At 72.8% G+C, this 19,222-nt stretch carries 17 protein-coding genes; 11 read left to right on the forward strand and 6 right to left on the reverse strand.

The features are described 5' to 3' along the window. Positions 1–100: 100 nt before the first annotated feature. The gene (locus ACIBJC_RS16135) at positions 101–1,048 is read left to right on the forward strand and encodes an NYN domain-containing protein (RefSeq protein WP_399292549.1); all 948 of its coding nucleotides are present in this window, start codon (positions 101–103) and stop codon (positions 1,046–1,048) included. A 49-nt stretch (positions 1,049–1,097) separates the two neighbouring features. On the opposite strand, the gene ACIBJC_RS16140 is transcribed toward ACIBJC_RS16135, so the two are convergent. Both ACIBJC_RS16140 and ACIBJC_RS16145 read right to left on the reverse strand, forming a co-directional pair. Further along, on the reverse strand, positions 1,098–1,946 hold the full coding sequence (locus ACIBJC_RS16140; RefSeq protein WP_399292550.1) for an alpha/beta fold hydrolase: 849 nt from the start codon (positions 1,944–1,946) through the stop codon (positions 1,098–1,100). Between the two features lie 211 nt (positions 1,947–2,157). Further along, positions 2,158–4,146: a DEAD/DEAH box helicase gene (locus ACIBJC_RS16145; protein ID WP_399292551.1), complete on the reverse strand. Its 1,989-nt coding sequence runs from the start codon at positions 4,144–4,146 to the stop codon at positions 2,158–2,160. Positions 4,147–4,662: 516 nt separating this feature from the next. Here ACIBJC_RS16145 and ACIBJC_RS16150 point away from each other — a divergent pair. Next, positions 4,663–5,460 carry a ferritin-like fold-containing protein gene (locus ACIBJC_RS16150; RefSeq protein WP_399292552.1) on the forward strand — a complete coding sequence of 266 codons (798 nt, stop codon included), beginning with the start codon at positions 4,663–4,665 and terminating at the stop codon, positions 5,458–5,460. A 36-nt stretch (positions 5,461–5,496) separates the two neighbouring features. Here the strand turns inward: ACIBJC_RS16150 and ACIBJC_RS16155 are convergent, their stop codons facing one another. From ACIBJC_RS16155 to ACIBJC_RS16170, 4 genes are all read right to left on the reverse strand, one after another. Next, entirely contained in the window at positions 5,497–5,766 is a 270-nt protein-coding gene (locus ACIBJC_RS16155) for a hypothetical protein (protein WP_399292553.1), read from the reverse strand. Positions 5,767–5,926: 160 nt separating this feature from the next. After that, a complete protein-coding gene (locus tag ACIBJC_RS16160; protein WP_329829234.1) occupies positions 5,927–6,154 on the reverse strand; it encodes a DUF3107 domain-containing protein in 228 nt (75 codons plus the stop codon). A 132-nt stretch (positions 6,155–6,286) separates the two neighbouring features. Continuing rightward, positions 6,287–6,928, reverse strand: coding sequence for a TetR/AcrR family transcriptional regulator (locus ACIBJC_RS16165; protein ID WP_385005487.1), 642 nt, complete (start codon positions 6,926–6,928; stop codon positions 6,287–6,289). Between the two features lie 172 nt (positions 6,929–7,100). Beyond that, positions 7,101–7,331: a hypothetical protein gene (locus tag ACIBJC_RS16170; RefSeq protein WP_399292554.1), complete on the reverse strand. Its 231-nt coding sequence runs from the start codon at positions 7,329–7,331 to the stop codon at positions 7,101–7,103. 110 nt (positions 7,332–7,441) lie between these two features. On the opposite strand from ACIBJC_RS16170, the gene ACIBJC_RS16175 reads away from it, so the two are divergent. The 9 genes from ACIBJC_RS16175 (at position 7,442) to ACIBJC_RS16215 (ending at position 19,110) form a co-directional block, all read left to right on the forward strand. After that, positions 7,442–8,428: an alpha/beta fold hydrolase gene (locus ACIBJC_RS16175; protein ID WP_399292555.1), complete on the forward strand. Its 987-nt coding sequence runs from the start codon at positions 7,442–7,444 to the stop codon at positions 8,426–8,428. Positions 8,429–8,436: 8 nt separating this feature from the next. Then, entirely contained in the window at positions 8,437–9,834 is a 1,398-nt protein-coding gene (locus ACIBJC_RS16180; RefSeq protein WP_399292556.1) for a DUF3152 domain-containing protein, read from the forward strand. Positions 9,835–9,995: 161 nt separating this feature from the next. After that, positions 9,996–10,094 carry an Ms4533A family Cys-rich leader peptide gene (locus ACIBJC_RS16185; protein WP_329829239.1) on the forward strand — a complete coding sequence of 33 codons (99 nt, stop codon included), beginning with the start codon at positions 9,996–9,998 and terminating at the stop codon, positions 10,092–10,094. 242 nt (positions 10,095–10,336) lie between these two features. Further along, entirely contained in the window at positions 10,337–12,061 is a 1,725-nt protein-coding gene (locus ACIBJC_RS16190) for an ABC transporter substrate-binding protein (RefSeq protein WP_399292557.1), read from the forward strand. Further along, complete coding sequence (locus ACIBJC_RS16195) at positions 12,058–13,098, forward strand: ABC transporter permease (protein ID WP_329829242.1); 1,041 nt, start codon at positions 12,058–12,060, stop codon at positions 13,096–13,098. The genes ACIBJC_RS16190 and ACIBJC_RS16195 overlap by 4 nt, the downstream gene beginning before the upstream one ends. After that, a complete protein-coding gene (locus ACIBJC_RS16200; protein WP_399292558.1) occupies positions 13,095–14,084 on the forward strand; it encodes an ABC transporter permease in 990 nt (329 codons plus the stop codon). The genes ACIBJC_RS16195 and ACIBJC_RS16200 overlap by 4 nt, the downstream gene beginning before the upstream one ends. A 104-nt stretch (positions 14,085–14,188) precedes the next feature. Continuing rightward, positions 14,189–15,844: a dipeptide ABC transporter ATP-binding protein gene (locus tag ACIBJC_RS16205; protein ID WP_399292559.1), complete on the forward strand. Its 1,656-nt coding sequence runs from the start codon at positions 14,189–14,191 to the stop codon at positions 15,842–15,844. Positions 15,845–16,046: 202 nt separating this feature from the next. Next, positions 16,047–17,933: a glycosyltransferase gene (locus ACIBJC_RS16210; protein WP_399292560.1), complete on the forward strand. Its 1,887-nt coding sequence runs from the start codon at positions 16,047–16,049 to the stop codon at positions 17,931–17,933. After that, a complete protein-coding gene (locus ACIBJC_RS16215; protein ID WP_399292561.1) occupies positions 17,926–19,110 on the forward strand; it encodes a hypothetical protein in 1,185 nt (394 codons plus the stop codon). The genes ACIBJC_RS16210 and ACIBJC_RS16215 overlap by 8 nt, the downstream gene beginning before the upstream one ends. Positions 19,111–19,222: the final 112 nt, after the last annotated feature.

Raw genomic sequence — 19,222 nt, forward strand, 5'->3', positions numbered from 1 at the left:
CAACGGCTTGCCCTCTGCAAACATTCCCTACGCTAAGGAAAATTTTTGAGTGACTAACTACCGATGGGTAAGGTGTCCGTCCATCGAGAACGAACGGCGTATGAACGAGGCAGAGATCAACGCAGAGAGCAACACCGAGATCAGCGCGGAGAGCGATGCGGAGAACACCGCTATCGGCGCCCGGCTGGAGCGGACCAACGAGCTGCTCCAGCGCGTGCTGGCCGAGGTCGCGAAGACCCCGTCCACCCATGCCATCTTCGTCGACGCGGGTTACGTCTACGCTGCGGCCGGGTTGCTTGTAGCGGGTACCGAGGACCGGCGCTCCTTCGACCTTGACGCCGAAGGGCTCATCGAGGCCTTCATCGACAAGGCGCGGATCATCTTCGCGGACAGCAGACTGCTCCGCGTCTACTGGTACGACGGCGCGAGACGCCGGATCCACACCACCGAACAGCAGTCCATCGCCGAACTGCCCGACGTCAAGGTCAGGCTCGGCAACCTCAACGCCAACAACCAGCAGAAGGGCGTCGACTCCCTGATCCGCACCGACCTCGAATCGCTCGCCCGGCACCGCGCCATCAGCGACGCGGCCCTGGTCGGCGGGGACGAGGACCTGGTGTCGGCCGTCGAGGCGGCGCAGGGGTACGGCGCGCGGGTCCACCTCTGGGGCATCGAGGCGGGCGAGGGGTCCAACCAGGCGGAGCCGCTGCTCTGGGAGGTCGACAGCCAGCGCACCTTCGACCTGGAGTTCTGCAAGCCGTACGTCACCCGGCGGCCGGTCACCACGTACGAGCACGAGGGCGAGCCGCCGCCCTCCCGGGACCAGGTCCGGTTCCTCGGCGCGCAGATCGCCGCGACGTGGCTGGCGGAGCGGGGCAGGGAGGCCATGGCCGAGCTGCTGCCGGGCCACCCCTATCTGCCGGGACCGGTCGACCAGGACCTGCTGATCGAGGCGGAGAAGCTGCTCCAGCGCTCGCTGAGGGGCCACTCCATGCTGCGCCGGTCGCTGCGGGACGGCTTCTGGCAGCACCTCCAGTCCCAGTTCTGAGCGCTGGGCCGGAGGCGTCCGCCGGTGTCGGGCCGTGTCCGTGTCGTTGTCAGTAGAGGCTGTCCCAGAAGTCGGCCAGTGCCGCCGCCGTCTGCGCCGGCCGGTCGGTGTTGGGGGAGTGCTCCGCCCCCGCGATGACGGTCCTGCGGGCCTCCAGCCGCCGCGCCATGGAGTCCAGCAGCGGCACCGGCCACACGTCGTCCCGCTCGCCGGAGATCACATGCAGCGGCAGCCGCTGTACGGCGGCCAGCTCGGCCACCCGGTCCGGCTCCGCGCTGAGCTGGGCGCCGGTCGTGACGAGCTGCGCGGGACTGGTGCGCACCCAGCGTTCGCGCAGGTCGGCGCGGTTGCCGGGGGTGGAGACATCCTCCGGGGGCTCCATCGTCCGCATCAGGTCCCAGACCTGGGCCATGGTCATGACCGCGAGCGTGTCGCTGAGCAGCTTGATCCGCTCCCGCTGGCCGGGGGTGACCTCGGCGGGACCCGAGGACATCAGCGTCAGCGAGAGGAACGGATCCCGGTCCAGCAGCACCGCGGCGCGGGAGATCTGGCCGCCGAGCGAGTGCCCGAGCAGATGGACGGGGGTGTCGAGCGCCGCCGCCTGCGCCAGCACATCGGCGGCCAACTCGGCCCGGGTGTACGCCTCTTCGGTGTCCGGCCCCTCGGTCTCGTACTGTCCGCGGCCGTCCACGGCGACGGTTCTGTACCCGGCCGCTGCGAGCGGTTCGAGCAGCGCGATGAAGTCTTCCTTGCTGCCGGAGAACCCGGGCAGCATCAGCACGGTCCCGTGCGGCTCCCCGGCGGGCCGCGCGTCGAGGACGGCGAACCGTCCGCGCCGGGTGGCGAGCGTACGGGCGTGGGCGCAGGGGGGCGGGGTGAAGGTGGGCGGCCGACTCATGCGACGAGGCTAACCGCGTACGCGTCCGGGCGGCGTTCCGCCCCTGTAACGCACAGGGGTCCCCGTCACGCACAGGGGTCCCCGTCACGCACAGGGCCTCGGAACCGCCGATGGCCCGGCACCCCCTGAGTGCGGGGCGTCGGGCCATCGGCGGTGGCACAAGGGCGGCGTACCGGGTGGGAAGGGCCGCCCGGGCGGGGTGTGGCTCGGCTCAGCTCTCCTCGGGCTGGGCCGGGGCCGTCTTCGCCGGGGTCGTACGGGCGCGGCGCCGGCGCGGCTTGGGCTCCGCCTCCGCCTCCGCCTCCGTGCCGGGCGCCTCGGCGACGGCGTCCGCCACCGTGGCCTTCTCGGTCTTCTCGGCCTTCGGCTTGGCGACGCGGGTACGGCGCCGGGGCTTGGGCTCCTCGGCCTCGGCGGTCTCCGGGGCCTCGGCGACCGCGACGGCTTCCGCGGCCGGAGCCTCGGCTGCCTTGGCCTTCGTGACGCGGGTGCGGCGACGCGGCTTGGTCTCCTCGGCCGGAGCCTCGGCGGCCGGCGCCTCGGGGGCCGCCACGGCCGCCTCGGCCACCGCGGGAGCCTCCGCCTCCGGCTTCACGGCGCGGGCGCGGCGGCGGCGCGGCTTGGGCGCCGCCTCCGGCTCCGGCTCGGCCACCGCGGGGGCCTCGGCCACGGCGGTGGCTTCCGCCACCACGGTCTCCGGGGACGCCGACTCCGCACCGGAACCGGCACGGGTGCGCCGGCGGCGGCGCGGGGTACGCGGCTCCACCGGGAGGTCGACCACGGCCGTCTGGAACTGCGGCTCCGGTGCCTGCGCCGGTGCGGCCACCGCCGGGGCGCTCGCCCTGGCCGGAGCCGGGGCAGCGGCGGCGGGCGCCGTCGTCGCGGTCGCCGCCGCGTCCAGGGACGTGCCGCCACGGGTGCGGCGGCGCTGGCGCGGCGTACGCGTACGCTCGGGCCGCTCCTCCCGTACGGGCGCGGCGGCCGGCGCGGACCTGCGGCCACGGCCACCGGTCTCGCCCAGGTCCTCGACCTGCTCGGCCGAGAGCCCGGCGCGCGTCCGCTCGGCGCGCGGCAGGACACCCTTGGTCCCGGCCGGGATGTTCAGCTCCTCGAACAGGTGCGGGGAGGTGGAGTACGTCTCCGGCGGGTCCGGGAAGCCGAGGTCGAGCGCCTTGTTGATGAGCTGCCAGCGCGGGATGTCGTCCCAGTCGACCAGCGTCACCGCCGTACCGGACGCCCCCGCGCGGCCGGTGCGGCCGATGCGGTGGAGGTAGGTCTTCTCCTCCTCCGGCGACTGGTAGTTGATGACGTGTGTCACACCTTCGACGTCGATGCCGCGGGCGGCGACGTCCGTGCAGACCAGCACGTCCACCTTGCCGTTGCGGAAGGCGCGCAGCGCCTGCTCGCGGGCGCCCTGGCCCAGGTCGCCGTGGACCGCGCCGGAGGCGAAGCCGCGCTGGGCGAGCTGGTCGGCGATGTCGGCGGCCGTGCGCTTCGTACGGCAGAAGATCATGGCGAGTCCGCGGCCCTCGGCCTGGAGGATCCGCGCGACCAGCTCCGGCTTGTCCATGGAGTGGGCGCGGTAGATCCGCTGGGTCGTGTTGCGGACGGTCGCGCCCTCGTCGTCCGGCGAGGTGGCGCTGATGTGCGTCGGCTGCGACATGTAGCGGCGGGCGAGGCCGATGACCGCGCCCGGCATCGTCGCGGAGAACAGCATGGTCTGGCGCTTGGGCGGCAGGAGCTGGATGATCCGCTCGACGTCGGGCAGGAAGCCCAGGTCCAGCATCTCGTCGGCCTCGTCGAGGACGAGCCCGCGGACGTGCGACAGGTCCAGCTTGCGCTGGCCAGCCAGGTCCAGCAGCCGGCCCGGGGTGCCGACGATCACGTCGACGCCCTTCTTGAGGGCCTCGACCTGCGGCTCGTAGGCCCGGCCGCCGTAGATCGCGAGAACGCGTACGTTACGGACCTTGCCGGCGGTCAGCAGGTCGTTGGTGACCTGCTGGCACAGCTCGCGGGTGGGGACGACCACCAGGGCCTGCGGGGCGTTGGTGAGCTGCTCGGGCGTGGCCCGGCCGGACTCGACGTCCGCGGGGACGGTGACGCGCTCCAGCAGCGGGAGGCCGAAGCCGAGCGTCTTGCCCGTGCCGGTCTTGGCCTGTCCGATGACGTCCTTGCCCGACAGCGCGACGGGGAGGGTCATCTCCTGGATGGGGAACGGAGACAGGATGCCGACGGCTTCAAGCGCTTCGGCTGTCTCGGGGAGGATTCCGAGTTCTCGGAAAGTCGTAGTCAGGGTGCTGCCTCTTCTGTGAGACGCGGCGTGAGGCGAACGCTGGGGGTCGTACCGCACCTGGGTACTCGGCCGGCCGTGGATTGGCCGGATGGCGCGGGACCACTGCCGTCGCTCAGAGCGCTCATGCCGCTGAGGGGGCCCCTCATCTGCGGTCGTACGCTGCTGTGCGCACGGTCCGCGCGGAGGGCGGTCGGGGTCGGAGCCGATCGGGCCACCGACCGGGCATCCTCTGGGGCCTGTCCGTGGAGAACGGACCTCGTTCAAACACTGTAAACATGCGATGGCCCGCCGAATAGTCGGCAGGCTCATTACCACTGTACCCCGGAATCGCGCATGTGTGTTGGGCGAATTCGTCGGGATGGTGTGACGGCAGTGTCTGACCAGGCCCTTACGCCCTCCGCGGAGCGGGCTATTGTGCCCCTCATGGAGACGCCCGACAACGCCACCCCGCCCGCATCCGCAGCCGAGGAACCCACCGGATCGACCGGATCCGCCGCGTCCGAGTCGGCCGGCTCGGACGCGCCGACCGGTACCGCCGCCCAGGACTGGGAGACGGCCTCGGCCGAGCCGCAGTACCGCGCGGCGGTCGTGGACCTGCTGGGCGCACTCGCCTACGGGGAGCTGGCGGCCTTCGAACGGCTCGCGGAGGACGCCAAGCTCGCGCCGACCCTGGGGGACAAGGCGGCGCTGGCGAAGATGGCCGCGGCGGAATTCCACCACTTCGAACAGTTGAACGACAGGCTGCGGGCGATCGACGCCGAGCCGACCGGGGCCATGGAGCCGTTCGCCAAGGCCCTGGACGACTTCCACCACCTGACCGCGCCGTCGGACTGGCTGGAGGGCCTGGTCAAGGCGTACGTCGGCGACTCGATCGCCAGTGACTTCTACCGCGAGGTCGCCGCCCGTCTGGACACCGACACCCGCGCGCTGGTGCTGGCCGTGCTGGACGACACCGGGCACGGCAACTTCGCCGTGGAGAAGGTGCGCGCCGCGATCGAGGCGGAGCCGCGCGTCGGGGGCCGGCTCGCGCTCTGGGCGCGCCGTCTGATGGGCGAGGCGCTCTCGCAGGCCCAGCGGGTGGTGGCCGACCGGGACGCGCTCTCCACGATGCTGGTGGGCGGGGTGGCCGGCGGCTTCGACCTCGCGGAGGTCGGCCGGATGTTCTCCCGGATCACCGAGGCGCACACGAAGCGGATGGCCGCCCTCGGCCTGGCCGCCTGACCCGCCCGCTCCTCCGGCGGGCGCGTCCCGTCCGCGTCAGGACGGTATGGCGCGGTGCAGCGGGCGGCCCGCCGGGCGGAGCAGCAGTGAGAGCAGGACCGAGGCGACCAGCAGGGCGCCCACCAGCGTCGCCATGACATGGCCGGCGCCGAGCGCCATGTGCGTCACGTACGCGCCGAAGAGGGCGCCGAGGGGCCCTGCCGCGTACACCGTACGGAGCCCGGGGAGCCGGTCCGCCAGGTGGTGGGCGGCGGCCCACGACAGACCGAGTCCGAGCAGGACCGATCCGAGGATTTCCAGGATCACTGCCGATCACCTCACAACACCGGGGGGTGGCTACGCGGTCCGGACCTTCCGGCCCGTCACGTCACTACCCGGCGGGTGGTGAAAACAACCCTCACCACCGCGAAGTGGCCCGGCGGGAAAATCCCGCCGGGCCACTCCTTCTGTCGGTTGACGACAGCGGCTACAGGTTGCCGAAGCCGACCCGCCGTGCCGCCGGCTCACCGATCTCCACGTACGCGATCCGCTCGGCCGGTACGAGCACCTTGCGCCCCTTGTCGTCCGTGAGGCTGAGCAACTGCGCCTTGCCGGCCAGCGCCGCGGACACGGCTCGCTCGACCTCCTCGGCGGACTGCCCGCTCTCCAGAACGATCTCGCGGGGCGTGTGCTGCACGCCGATCTTGACCTCCACGGCTATGTCCCTCCGAACGGTCTGCGTTGCGCGGCCAGCCGCGCTGTACGCAGCACACACTAGCCCGGAGAGACCCTCCGGAAGGCGCCGCGGTGCACGCCCGCAGCGAACACGGTCCGGCCCGCGGCCCTCTCAGTGCTGTTCGCTGCCGTGCAGCGGGAAGCCGGCGATGCCGCGCCAGGCCAGCGAGGTGAGGAGTTGGACGGCCTGTTCGCGGGGGATCTGGGACTCGCTGGAGAGCCAGTAGCGGGCGACGACCTGCGAGACCCCGCCGAGCCCCACCGCCAGCAGCATGGACTCCTCCTTGGAGAGCCCGGTGTCCTCGGCGATCACGTCGGAGATCGCCTCGGCGCACTGGAGCGCGACCCGGTCCACGCGCTCGCGCACCGCCGGCTCGTTCGTCAGGTCCGACTCGAAGACCAGACGGAACGCGCCGCCCTCGTCCTCCACGTACGCGAAGTAGGCGTCCATCGTCGCCTCGACGCGCAGCTTGTTGTCCGTCGTCGAGGCCAGTGCCGTACGGACGGCCAGCAGCAGCGACTCGCAGTGCTGGTCCAACAGGGCGAGATACAGCTCCAGCTTTCCCGGGAAGTGCTGGTAGAGCACGGGCTTGCTGACGCCCGCCCGCTCGGCGATGTCGTCCATCGCCGCGGCGTGGTACCCCTGCGCGACGAACACTTCCTGTGCGGCGCCCAGTAGCTGGTTGCGCCGGGCGCGACGCGGCAGGCGGGTGCCTCGCGGGCGCGCCGCCTCGGTCTGCTCTATGGCTGTCACGCCGCCTCCCAAAATTCGTTCCGTGCGCGTGGTGCGCCGCTCCGCCATCGTACTTTTGGGTAACCCGGCCGCGCGTGGTGGAGGAGGCAGAATTTCACGGACCGGACGCGTACGGAAGCCGGACCGGGCCGTGGTGATCTGCCCGGCCACGCCGGCGCACCAGGCGCTCACCTCAGCGGTAGTCCTCTTCGTCGCCCAGATCCACCGCCCTCGCCTGGTCGGCCGCGTCCCCCTCGCTCGCCGTGTCCTGGTCGATGTGCGTCAGCGGTTCGTCACGGCCCCGGTGCACCTCCGCGCGCTGCTCGGCGGCGTCGGCTTCGGGGATCTCGTCGGCGGCCCCGGCGCTCCCGTCGTCCCGGGTGTCCGGGGCGAAGGTGTCCGGTTCCGTGGGATCGACTGTCATACCGGCCCCCTTTCTCCCTCCCGAGCCTAGGAGCCGGGGGTGTCGCGCGCCATATGGCCGGTGACGCCGAACACCGGGATTCCGGCGTGATCGTCTCGTAACATTGCCGCATGTCGTCGACCGAGCTGCCGGAAACCGTAGCCGCCGCCGTGGCTCCGAAGGTGAGCCCCGTACGGGTCGCGGAGGGGGAGGAGCTGCGCTCCGTCACCCTGCCAGGGCTCACCCTGACCGTACGGACGCGGCCCGCGACCGGTGCCGGGGCCGCGCCCGGGCTGTACGTGCACGGGCTCGGCGGCTCGTCGCAGAACTGGTCGGCGATGATGCCGTACCTCGCGGACCTGATCGACGGCCAGGCAGTCGACCTGCCCGGCTTCGGGGACTCGCCGCCGCCGCGCGACGGCAACTACTCGGTCGGCGCCCACGCCCGCGCGGTGATCCGGCTGCTGGACGCGGGCGGACGCGGCCCCGTCCACCTCTTCGGCAACTCCCTCGGCGGCGCCGTCGCGACGCGAGTGGCCGCCGCACGGCCGGATCTGGTGCGGACGCTGACGCTGGTCTCCCCGGCGCTGCCGGAGATCCTGGTGCAGCGGACCGCCCTGCCCACCGCGCTGCTCGCGGTGCCCGGCGTCGCCACGCTCTTCGGCCGGCTGACCCGGGGGTGGACGGCGGAGCAGCGCACCCGCGGGGTGATGGAGCTCTGTTACGGCGACCCCTCCGCGGTCACGGACGAGGACGTGCGCCACGCGGTGGCGGAGATGGAGCGCAGGCTCCAACTGCCTCATTTCTGGGAGGCGATGACCGGTTCGGCACGCGGTATCGTCGACGCGTACACCCTGGGCGGACAGCACGCGTTGTGGCGGCAGGCCGAGCGGGTACTGGCACCGACCCTGCTCGTCTACGGCGGGCGGGATCAGATCGTTTCGTCCCGTATGGCCCGTCGGGCTTCGGCCGCTTTCCGTGATTCCCGGCTCCTTACGCTCCCCGACGCCGGGCATGTTGCCATGATGGAGTACCCCCGGCAGGTCGCCCAGGCGTGCCGGGACCTCATTGACGAGAACGACTCCGACGACTCGATCGACGAACAGGGCAGGAGCTGATCCGGGGCGTGGGACGACACAGCCGCAAAGGCCCCGTACCCCAGGGCTCCCCGAGTGCGGGTGGCCCCGCGGCGGGTGCGTCCGGCCAGGACCGGGAGGACCGGGAGGGGCCGTACGGGCGGCGCAGGCGTTCCGGCGACGGTCAGGACCAGGATCCGGACCAGCACGGCGGGCCGGGACACGGCACGCCCGCGCACGGCGTGCCGCAGGTGCGCGGCGGCCACCCCGAACAGCGGGAGTCCGGAGGCGGTTGGGGCAGCGCACGCCGCTACGGCGACCGGCCGGACCCGAAGCCGCGCGCCACGGGCCCGCGCGCCGACGGCGCGGCGGGCGCTCCGGGCGCGGGGAACACCGGCGGGACGGGGAGCGCCGGCGGCCCGTCGAAGCCGCTGATCCCGGGCCCGCGCAGGGAGTTCGTGGACGCGTTCGACGCCTTCGGCTCGTTCGACGCCGCGGCCACCCCCGTGCCCCGGCCCGCGTCGAAGACCGGTGGCGGCGACGGCGGCGAGGACACGGGCGCGGCAGCCACCGCCGAGGACGAGGACGGCGCGGGACAGGACACGGAGGAGCCCGCCAGAGGCGGCTGGGGCCGCGCGCTCACCGGGATCGCCGCGGCGGCGGTGACCACGGTCCTCGCGGTCGTGGTGGCCGGGCAGGTCACCGGAGCCGGCTCCGGCGCGCCCGACGCGCGGGCGGACGGCGGGATCGACCGGGCGGACCAGGAGGGCGACGGGGCCTCACGCTCCGACGAGCGGACCGCCCCCGCGGACGGGAAGGGCGCGCCCTCGGCCGCCGCGACCCGGGCCACGTACGGGGAGCTGATGACCCGCCAGTTCCCGCTGGACCCGGAGCTGAAGGCGGCGGGCACCTTCACCGCCGTACCGGGCCTCGCCAAGGCGCCGGGCAAGGGCCAGAAGTTCCGCTACCGCGTGGACGTCGAGAACGGGCTCGGCCTGAACGGGACGCTGTTCGCGGACGCCGTCCAGAAGACCCTGAACGACCGGCGGAGCTGGGCCCACAACGGCGCCATGACCTTCGAACGGATCTCCAGCGGTCAGCCGGACTTCGTGATCACCCTGGCGAGCCCGGGGACCACGGCGTTCTGGTGCGACAAGTCCGGTCTCGACACAACCGTCGACAACGTGTCCTGCGACTCGGCCGCGACCGACCGCGTCATGATCAACGCCTTCCGCTGGGCGCGGGGCGCGGAGACCTTCGGCGACAAGGCGATGTTCCCGTACCGGCAGATGCTGATCAATCACGAGGTCGGCCACCGGCTCGGCCACAACCATGTGAGCTGCCGCACGCCGGGCGCGCTCGCGCCGGTGATGCAGCAGCAGACCAAGACGCTCGACCTCGACGGCATCACGTGCCGGCCGAACCCCTGGGTCTACCCGGACGAGTGATCCCGGGCCTTTCGTCCGGCCCTGGGCCCACGGGGGACGTCCGGTGATCGCCTTTGCGATCGTCCGCGATCGCCTTTGGCTCGCCGCGACCGTCCGTATGGTGAGAGGGCTGTCTCACTCCGCGTTGACATTCGAACACTGTCTCCTCCATATTTCTCCGCATGTCGTCCCCCTGCGCACGCGCCTCCCGTCACGCCGCCTTTGAGCTCGCGCTCATCGGTGTGACGCCGCTGTGCGTCGCCGACATCCTCTGTAGCTGACGCCGCCCGAGCGCGTACGTCCGCTGGCCCTTTCCGCAGCGGACCGCCGTGCCCGGCGCATTCCGTCCGTACGCGGGCGCGGCGTCCCGGTTCCTCTTGTTCCGTCCTCTCCGCCGCTGCCGCCTGCGCGGACACCGGGCGTTCCACGCCCTCTGTTCCCGTCCAGCCCCCTCCTGTCACTCTTGTGCACCCCGTGACTCCTGTGCACGCCGTGCGCGCAGCCCACCGAGAGGCTTCATCCGATGCGTCAACCGTCCGTCATCACCCGCCGCGTGGCCGCGGCAGCCGTCACCCTGGTCGTGACAGCGGGCGCAGCCGCCTGCGCCGGCCCCCAGGACAACGATGCCAAGAGCGACGGCTCGGCCCAGGGCAAGCCCGAGAAGGGCGGCACACTCTCGGTGCTCAACACCGAGGCGCAGACCGACTTCGACCCTGCGCGCCTCTACACCTCCGGCGGCGGCAACGTCCCCTCGCTGGTCTTCCGCACGCTGACCACCCGCAACCGGGAGGACGGCGCGGCCGGCACCAAGGTCGTCCCCGACCTCGCCACCGACACGGGCCGCCCCAACGCCGACGCCACCGAGTGGACGTACACCCTCAAGGAGGGGCTGAAGTTCGAGGACGGAAGCCCGATCACCACCGCCGACATCAAGTACGGCATCGAGCGCTCCTTCGCCGCCGAACTCTCCGGCGGCGCCCCCTACCTGCGTGACTGGCTGGTCGGCGGCGCGGAGTACCAGGGCCCGTACAAGGACAGCAAGGGCCTCGCCTCGATCGAGACGCCCGACGCGAGAACCATCGTCTTCAAGCTGAACAAGCCCGAGGGCGACTTCCCCTTCGTCGCCACCCAGACGCAGTTCGCGCCGGTGCCCAAGGCCAAGGACAAGGGCGCCAAGTACGAGGAGCGCCCGGTCTCCTCGGGACCGTACAAGGTCGTCAAGAACGAGGGCGACGGCCAGCACATGGTCCTGGAGCGGAACCCGCACTGGTCCGAGAAGACCGACGACCAGCGCCACGCCTACCCCGACAAGATCGACGTCAAGGCCGGTCTCGACTCGGCCGTCATCAACCAGCGGCTCGCCACCAGCTCGGGCGCCGACGCCGCCGCCGTCACCACCGACACCAACCTCGGCCCCGCCGAGCTGGCCGAGGTCGGCAGCGACAAGGCGCTCGCCGCCCGGGTCGGCACCGGCCACTTCGGTTACACGAACTACCTCGCCTTCAACCCGAAGGTGAAGCCGTTCGACAACCCCAAGGTGCGCCAGGCGATCTCGTACGCCATCAACCGCACCAGCGTGATCAACGCGGCGGGCGGCTCCGCGCTCGCCGAGCCCGCCACCACCTTCCTGCCCGAGCAGAAGGCGTTCGGCTACACGCCGTACGACCACTTCCCGGCCGGAAAGACCGGCGACCCGGCGAAGGCCAAGGAGCTGCTGAAGGAGGCCGGCCACCCCAACGGGCTGACCATCTCCCTCACCCACTCCACCGCGCAGAACCGCGAGACCAGCCCCGAGGTCGCCACCGCTGTCCAGGAAGGGCTCAAGAAGGCGGGCATCACCGTCAAGCTGGTGGGACTGGAACCGAACGCGTTCAACGAGGCGCGCTGGAGCGTCAAGGACGGGCCCGGCTTCTTCCTCTCCCGTTGGGGCGCCGACTGGCCGTCCGGCGGCCCGTTCCTGGCGCCGATCTTCGACGGCCGGCAGATCGTCAAGGACGGCTCCAACTTCAACCACGCGCAGTTCGACGACGCGTCGGTCAACAAGGAGATCGACGAGATCAACAAGCTGACCGACCTGTCCGCGGCGGCGAAGCGCTGGGGCGCGCTCGACAAGAAGATCGGTGAGCAGGCCCTCGACGTGCCGCTCTTCCACCCCGTCTACAAGCGGCTCTACGGCAAGGACGTCAAGAACATCGTGATCAGCGACTGGACCGGCGTCCTCGACATCTCGCAGGTCGCGGTCAAGTGAGTACCGCTCCCGATCCGGTGGCGGCGGGGGCGGGCGCCACGGCCCCCGCCCCGGCCGCTCCCTCCTCCGGCGCCGGCCAGGTCTGGCGACGGCTGCGCGGACGACCCTCGGCCCTGGTGGCCGGGGGCGTCCTCGCCCTGCTGGTGGTGCTGGCGCTCGCCGCGCCCCTGCTCGCCGCGCTCGAAGGCCAGGACCCGAACACGTACCACGACTCGCTCGTCGACTCGGCGCGCGGCGGTGTGCCCCTCGGCTCGTTCGGCGGGGTGAGCGGCGACCACTGGCTGGGTGTCGAACCCGGCACCGGACGCGACCTGTTCGTACGGCTGCTCTACGGCGCCCGTATCTCGCTGCTCGTCGCCCTCGGCGCCACCGTCGTCCAGGTGGCGATCGGTGTCACCGTCGGCCTCGCTGCCGGTCTCGGCAACCGCTGGCTGGACACCTTCCTCAGCCGGGTCACCGATGTGATGATCTCGCTGCCGATGCTGGTGCTCGCCATCGCCCTGACCGCCGTCGTCCCCCAGGACTTCCCCCGCCCCCTGCTGCTGATCCTCGTCATCGGCCTGCTCAACTGGGGCGGCACCTCGCGGATCGTCCGGGCACAGACCCTCACCCTGAAGCAGCTCGACTTCGTGGCCGCGGCCCGGCTCGGCGGCTCGGGGCGGCTGCGGGTGGCGCGGCGCGAGCTGCTGCCCTCGCTCGCGGCGCCCGTCATCACGTACGCGGCGATCCTGCTCCCCACGAACATCGTCATCGAGGCGTCGCTGTCCTTCCTCGGCGTCGGCGTCAAGCCGCCGACGCCCTCGTGGGGCGTGATGCTGTCGACCGCGCAGACCTGGTTCCGCGCTGACCCGATGTACGTCCTGCTCCCCGCCGGGCTGCTGTTCGTGACCGTGCTCGCCTTCACCGTGCTGGGCGACGCGCTCCGTACGGCGCTCGACCCGCGCGAGGCGAGCCGGCTGCGGGTCGGGACGCGTACGCGCACCCGTGCCCGTACGTCCGGCCAGGCCCGTACCCCCCTCAAGGACAACGCCTCATGACGCGCTATCTGATCAAACGGCTCGCCGGCGCGCTCCTGGTCCTGCTCGTGCTCTCCGTCGTCGTCTACGCGCTCTTCTACCTGGCGCCCGGCGACCCGGCCCGGCTCGCCTGCGGCGAACGCTGCTCCACGCAGCAGGTCGCGCAGGTACGGGAGCGCCTCGGCCTGGACCAGTCCGTCTTCGCGCAGTACGGGCACTTCCTGCGCGGCATCGTCGCCGGACGCGACTACTCCACCGGCACCGCGCTGCTGCACTGCGACGCGCCCTGCCTCGGCTTCTCGTACAAGACCGACCAGCAGGTCACCCAGCTCATCCTGGAGCGGCTGCCGGCGACGCTCTCCCTCGCCGTCGGCGCGATGGTCGTCTGGCTGGTCATCGGGGTCGGCACCGGCCTGCTCTCCGCGCTGCGGCGCGGCGGGATCACCGAGCGCGCGCTGACCGTGCTCACCCTCGCAGGGACCGGCACGCCCGTCTTCATCCTGGGCCTGCTGCTCCTGATGGTGGTCTGCGCGTATCTCCAGTGGCTGCCGTTCCCGTCGTACGTACCGCTCGGCGACGACCCCGAACAGTGGGCGTGGAACATGCTGCTGCCCTGGCTCACCCTCGGGCTCTTCGAGAGCGCGAAATACGCGCGGTTGACGCGCAGTTCGACACTGGAGACGCTGGCCGAGGACCATATCCGCACCTTCCGCGCCTACGGCGTCGGGGAGCGCGCGGTCGTCGGGCGGCACGCGCTGCGCGGCGCCCTGCCGCCGGTCATCGCGCTCAACGCGAACGACTTCGGCACGGTGATCGGCGGCGCGGTCCTCACCGAGACCCTGTTCGGCATCCCCGGCGTCGGCAAGACGCTGATCGACTCGGTGCGGGACGTCGATCTGCCGGTGGTGGTGGGCGTGGTGCTGGTGACCGGAGCGGCCGTCGTGCTGGCCAATGTCGTGGCGGACCTGCTGTACGCCGTGGCCGACCGAAGGGTGGCTCTCCTGTGACGCGTACGAATTCCGGGACTCCTGGGACTCCTACGACTCCTGGAACTCCTGCTCCTGGGACTCCTGGGACTCCTGAGGGTTCCGCCACGGAGCACCTGGTCCTCGTGGAGGGCCTGACCGTCGACTTCACCGCGGGCGACGACGACACCGTACGCGCCGTGGACGGGCTGTCCTTCTCGCTCACCGCGGGCCGGGCGATCGGCCTGGTCGGCGAGTCCGGCAGCGGCAAGAGCACCGTCGCGAGCGCCCTCCTCGGGCTGCACCGGGGGACCGGCGCGCGCGTCGGCGGTACGGTCCGGGTCGCCGGTACGGACGTGGGTACCGCCTCCGACCGCGAACTGCGCGCGCTGCGCGGCGCGGTGGCCGCGATGGTCTTCCAGGACCCGCTGTCCTCGCTGGACCCGTACTACGCGGTGGGGGACCAGATCGCGGAGGTCTACCGCGTCCACACCGACGCCACCCGGCGCGCGGCGCGTGCGCGGGCGGTCGAGGTGCTGGACCGCGTGGGCATCCCCGACGCCGCGCGCCGCGCGCGCTCCCGGCCGCACGAGTTCAGCGGCGGAATGCGCCAGCGCGCGCTGATCGCGATGGCGCTGGCCTGCGAGCCGCGCCTGCTGATCGCGGACGAACCGACCACGGCGCTCGACGTGACGGTCCAGGCGCAGATCCTCGACCTCCTCCACGACCTGCGCCACGAGACGGGCATGGGGCTGCTGCTGGTCACCCACGACGTAGGGGTCGCGGCGGAGAGCGTCGACGAGGTCCTGGTGATGCGGCACGGGCGCGAGATCGAACGCGGCCCCGTCGCGGACGTCCTGGGCGCGCCGAAGGACACGTACACGCGCACGCTGCTGTCGGCGGTGCCCCGGGTGGACGCGCCGGTCGAACGGGCGCCGGCCGCTCCGGACACCGGCGCCCCGCTGATCGAGGCGGTCGGCCTGCGCCGGGAGTTCCGGCGCGGGAGGCAGACCGTCACCGCCGTCGACGGGGTCTCGCTCACCGTCGCGCCGGGGGAGACCCTGGGCATCGTCGGCGAGTCCGGCAGCGGTAAGACCACGCTGGGCCGGATGCTCGTCCGGCTGCTCGACCCGACCGCCGGGACGCTGGGCTACCGGGGTACGGAGATCGGCGCGGCGTCCGAGAAGGAACTGCGGCCCTACCGCCGCGAACTTCAGATGATCTTCCAGGACCCGGTCTCGTCGCTCAACCCGCGCCGTTCGGTGGGGGAGTCCGTCGCGGATCCGCTGCGGGCCGCCGGGGTGCTGGCCGAAGGGGAGATCGTCGAGCGGGTACGGGGGCTGCTGGAGCGGGTCGGGCTCGACCCCGACCGGTACGACCGGTATCCGCACGAGTTCAGCGGCGGCCAGCGCCAGCGCGTCGGGATCGCCCGCGCGCTCGCGGCCGAACCGCGGCTGATCGTCTGCGACGAGCCCGTCTCCGCGCTCGACGTGACGACCCAGGCGCAGGTCGTCGCGCTCCTCGCGGAGCTCCAGCGGGAACTGGGGCTCGCGCTGGTCTTCATCGCGCACGACCTCGCCGTCGTACGGCAGGTCAGCGACCGTATCGCCGTCATGAAGGACGGCAGGATCGTGGAACAGGGCACGGTCGAGGAGGTCTACGGGGCGCCCTCCGAGGCGTACACGAAGCAGCTCCTGGCCGCCGTGCCCGCGCTCGATCCGGTCCTCGCGGCGGCGCGCCGCGCGGCCCGCAGGGAGCTTCCCGCCCCCGTGGCGCCCGCCGAGGAAGCGGCCCTGACCTGACCCGTGAGGTTCGCCGTACGTAACCGTTCCTTTTCGTAGTGCGACAGAACGCCGCCGGTACGAGAAAGTTACGTGCATTCACCCCTTCCGGTGGTGCGACGGACAACCGTCCGTCGTACCACCGGGTTGTCCGCTTACGGTCGTCCCGCTGCGTGTCGCCGATCAACGGCGGCCGCCCACAAGGGAGATCGGGGGTGCGCTCGTGCGGATCGGACTGCTTACGGACGGTGGGTATCCGTATGCGACGGGTGAGTCCAGGCTCTGGTGCGACCGGCTCGTACGCGGGCTCGCACCGCACGAGTTCCACATCTACGCGCTCAGCCGCAGCGCCCGCCAGGAACGGAGCGGCTGGGTCCTGCTGCCGCCCCACGTCCCCGCCGAGCGGGTGCGCACCGCGCCGCTCTGGGCACCGGCCGACGACGGCCGCGGCCACGGGCGGCGCGACCGGCGCCGGTTCGCGCTCCACTTCGGCCGGCTGGCCGAGGCGATCTGCTCCGAGGGCGGCGCCGACGGCACGGGGGGCGTCGAGTCCTTCGCCGAGGGGCTGTACGGACTGGCCGACCTCGGCCGGGAGCGCGGCGGGCTGTACGCGGCGCTCCGCTCCGAGACCGCCGTACGGCTGCTGGAGTCGGCCTGCCGGGCCCCCGGCGCACGCCGGAGCGTGCACACCGCGACCGTGCCCGACTTCCTCGCCTTCGCCGACCAGTTGGAGCGCGCGCTCCGCCCCCTGTCGCTCGACTGGTACGGCGAGGACGACGGGCTCGGCGCGGTCGACCTCTGCCACGCCGCCTCCGGCGGTTCCGCCGCCCTGCCGGGGCTGCTGGCCAAACGCTTCTTCGGGGTCCCGCTGCTGGTCACCGAGTACGGCGTCCGGCTGCGGGCGCACTACCTGGCGACGGCGGGCGCGGACGGGGCGGGCGTGCGCGACTCCGGCGCGGAAGGCCCAGACGCACGAGGCGCGGGCCCGGACGCCGGGTCCGGTGCGCCGGTGCGTGCCCTGCTCGCGGCGTTCCACCGGCGGCTCGCCGCCGAGATCTACCGGCAGGCGGGCGTCATCACCCCCGGCAACCTGCACGCCCGGCGCTGGCAGGAACGGTGCGGCGCCGACCGCGCCAAGCTGCGGACGGTCTACCCGGGGATGGACGCGGAACGGTTCACCGCGTCCGCGGCCGACAGCGCCGACGACGACAGGAACGACGGTGAGGACGGCGCCGGTGAGGACGGCGCCGGCGAGGGCGGTCCGGCGACGCTGGTCTGGGTCGGCAGGATCGAACCCGCCAAGGACCTGATCTCCCTGCTGCACGCCTTCGCGGAGATCCACAGGGCGGAGCCGGACACCCGGCTGCGGATCGTGGGCGCGCCGGTGCGGAACGCGGACGGCGCGGCGTATCTCGCGCACTGCCGGGGACTGGCGGCCCAGCTCTTCCCCGACGAGGCGGCCGACGCGTACGCCGTCGGCGACAACCCCGTCTCCTTCGAGGAGATCGGCGGCCCCGAGGCGCCCGACCTGCCGGACGTGTACGCCTCGGGCAGCCTGGTCCTGCTGTCCAGCGTGGTCGAGGGCTTCCCGATCAGCCTGGTCGAAGCGATGTTCTGCGGGCGGGCGACGGTCTCGACGGACGTCGGGGCGGTCGTCGAGGTCATCGGCGGTACGGGACTGGTCGTACCCCCGCGCAATCCGCGGGCGCTCGCGGACGCCTGCGTCACGCTGCTGCGCGACCCCGAGCGCCGTGCCCGCCTGGGCGCCGCTGCCCGCGCCCGCGCACGGGAACTCTTCACCGTGGAGCAGAACCTCGCCGCGTTCCGCGCGCTCTACCTGGAACTCATCTCCCACGCCCCCGTACGGCGCGCGGCCGAGTCGGTCGACGCCGACGGATCCCCGCTGCCCTTCGCGCATCCGGCGGAGACCCATATCCCGGGCCACTGGACGGCGGGCCGCCCCCGACCACCTCACACCACCCCGAGTTGGGCGAACCCCACCGGGCGGCGCGTCGGCGCCTACGTGGGAGCGGCATACGCGGGAGCGGCCTATGAGGGAGCGGCCTATGAGGGAGCGGCATACGAGGGAGCGGGGGAGCACGATGCCTGACACCCACCACGCCCGTACGGCTGCCGCCGGTCTCGCACACGCGCGACGGGGCTCCGCCGATCCCGTCAAGGCGCTGCTCCACCGGCATCGCACGCTCTGCGAGCGGGCCGTCGACCCGCTGGAGATCGCCGCCGGACTCGAAGCCCACGGGATCACCGACCGCACGGCCGCGCGCTTCCGGCACCGGGACGTCTTCTCGCTCGCGGAGGAGTTGTACGCACGGGCTCCGCAGGGCGCGGACGCAACACGCGGGGCCGACGGCGCGGAGGGGGCGAACGGCGCGGAGGGGGCCGGGGAGGGGGACGACGTGCGCGCCGCGCGGGCAGGCGCCGGATGGGCGGGTGCCGCGCGGACAGGTGCTGGAAGGACAGGCGCCGGATGGGCGGGTGTCGTCCTGCTGCCCGGCGCCGTCGCCTCCCTCACCCTCGCCGGCCTGGAGCACAGCACCGGACAGCGGCAGCTCGCGATAGGCCTGGCGGGCGCCCTCGCGCTCTCCGCCGCCGTGTCCGCCTGCCTCCGCCGGGGACCCCTGCGCGCCGAGGGCCGTACCGTACCCGCCGCCGGACTCTGGACGTACGCGCTGCTGGCCTACCTGCTCTGCGGCGACGGCCTCCTCGCCGCGCTCCTCGACGGCGGACCCCACGGGCCCTGGCCCGCCACCGGGACGCCCCTCGTGACGCTCGCCGTCGCCGTCGCGCCCGCCGCCTGGTGCGCCCGCCTCTTCTCCGTACGGGCGCGCCGCGGACTCACCGCCAGCCGCGGCCTCGCCGACTTCGCCGCGCGGGCGCGCCCCCTGCTCCTCGGCGTCGTCGGGCTGTACGCCTGCGTCCTCGCCGTACTGACCCAGCTGACCAATCTGCTCCACGCAGAGAGCGGCGCGCTCGCGCCCACCGTCGCGCTCGGCACCCTGTTCCTGCTCGCCCGGCTCCTCGCGGTCCACGGCTTCCCCGAATCCGCGGCCACCGGCCTCGCCACCGCCTGCGCCCTGGAGCTCCTGGCCTGCGCGTCCGTCCTCGCCGGCCGTATCCCCGGCTGCGACGCGCTCGCCACCCCCGTCCGGGCCCTCGTCCACGCCGCGGGTACGGCCGCCGTACCCGCCCTCGCCTGCGGCGCAGCCGCCCTCGGACTCCTCGTCCACGCCGCCGTCGCCCTCTCCCGGGCCTCGGCACACACCTGACCCCCCGCATGCCCCCCACACGTCACAGAAGCAGGCAGAAGGAGACGCACGACATGACCCCGCAATCCCCAGCACCGGCCTCCGCCACGGCCCGTCCGCACGGAGGGGCCGC

Origin of the sequence: Streptomyces sp. NPDC050509 (genome assembly GCF_044457965.1) — a bacterium.
Classification (GTDB): Bacteria; Actinomycetota; Actinomycetes; order Streptomycetales; family Streptomycetaceae; genus Streptomyces.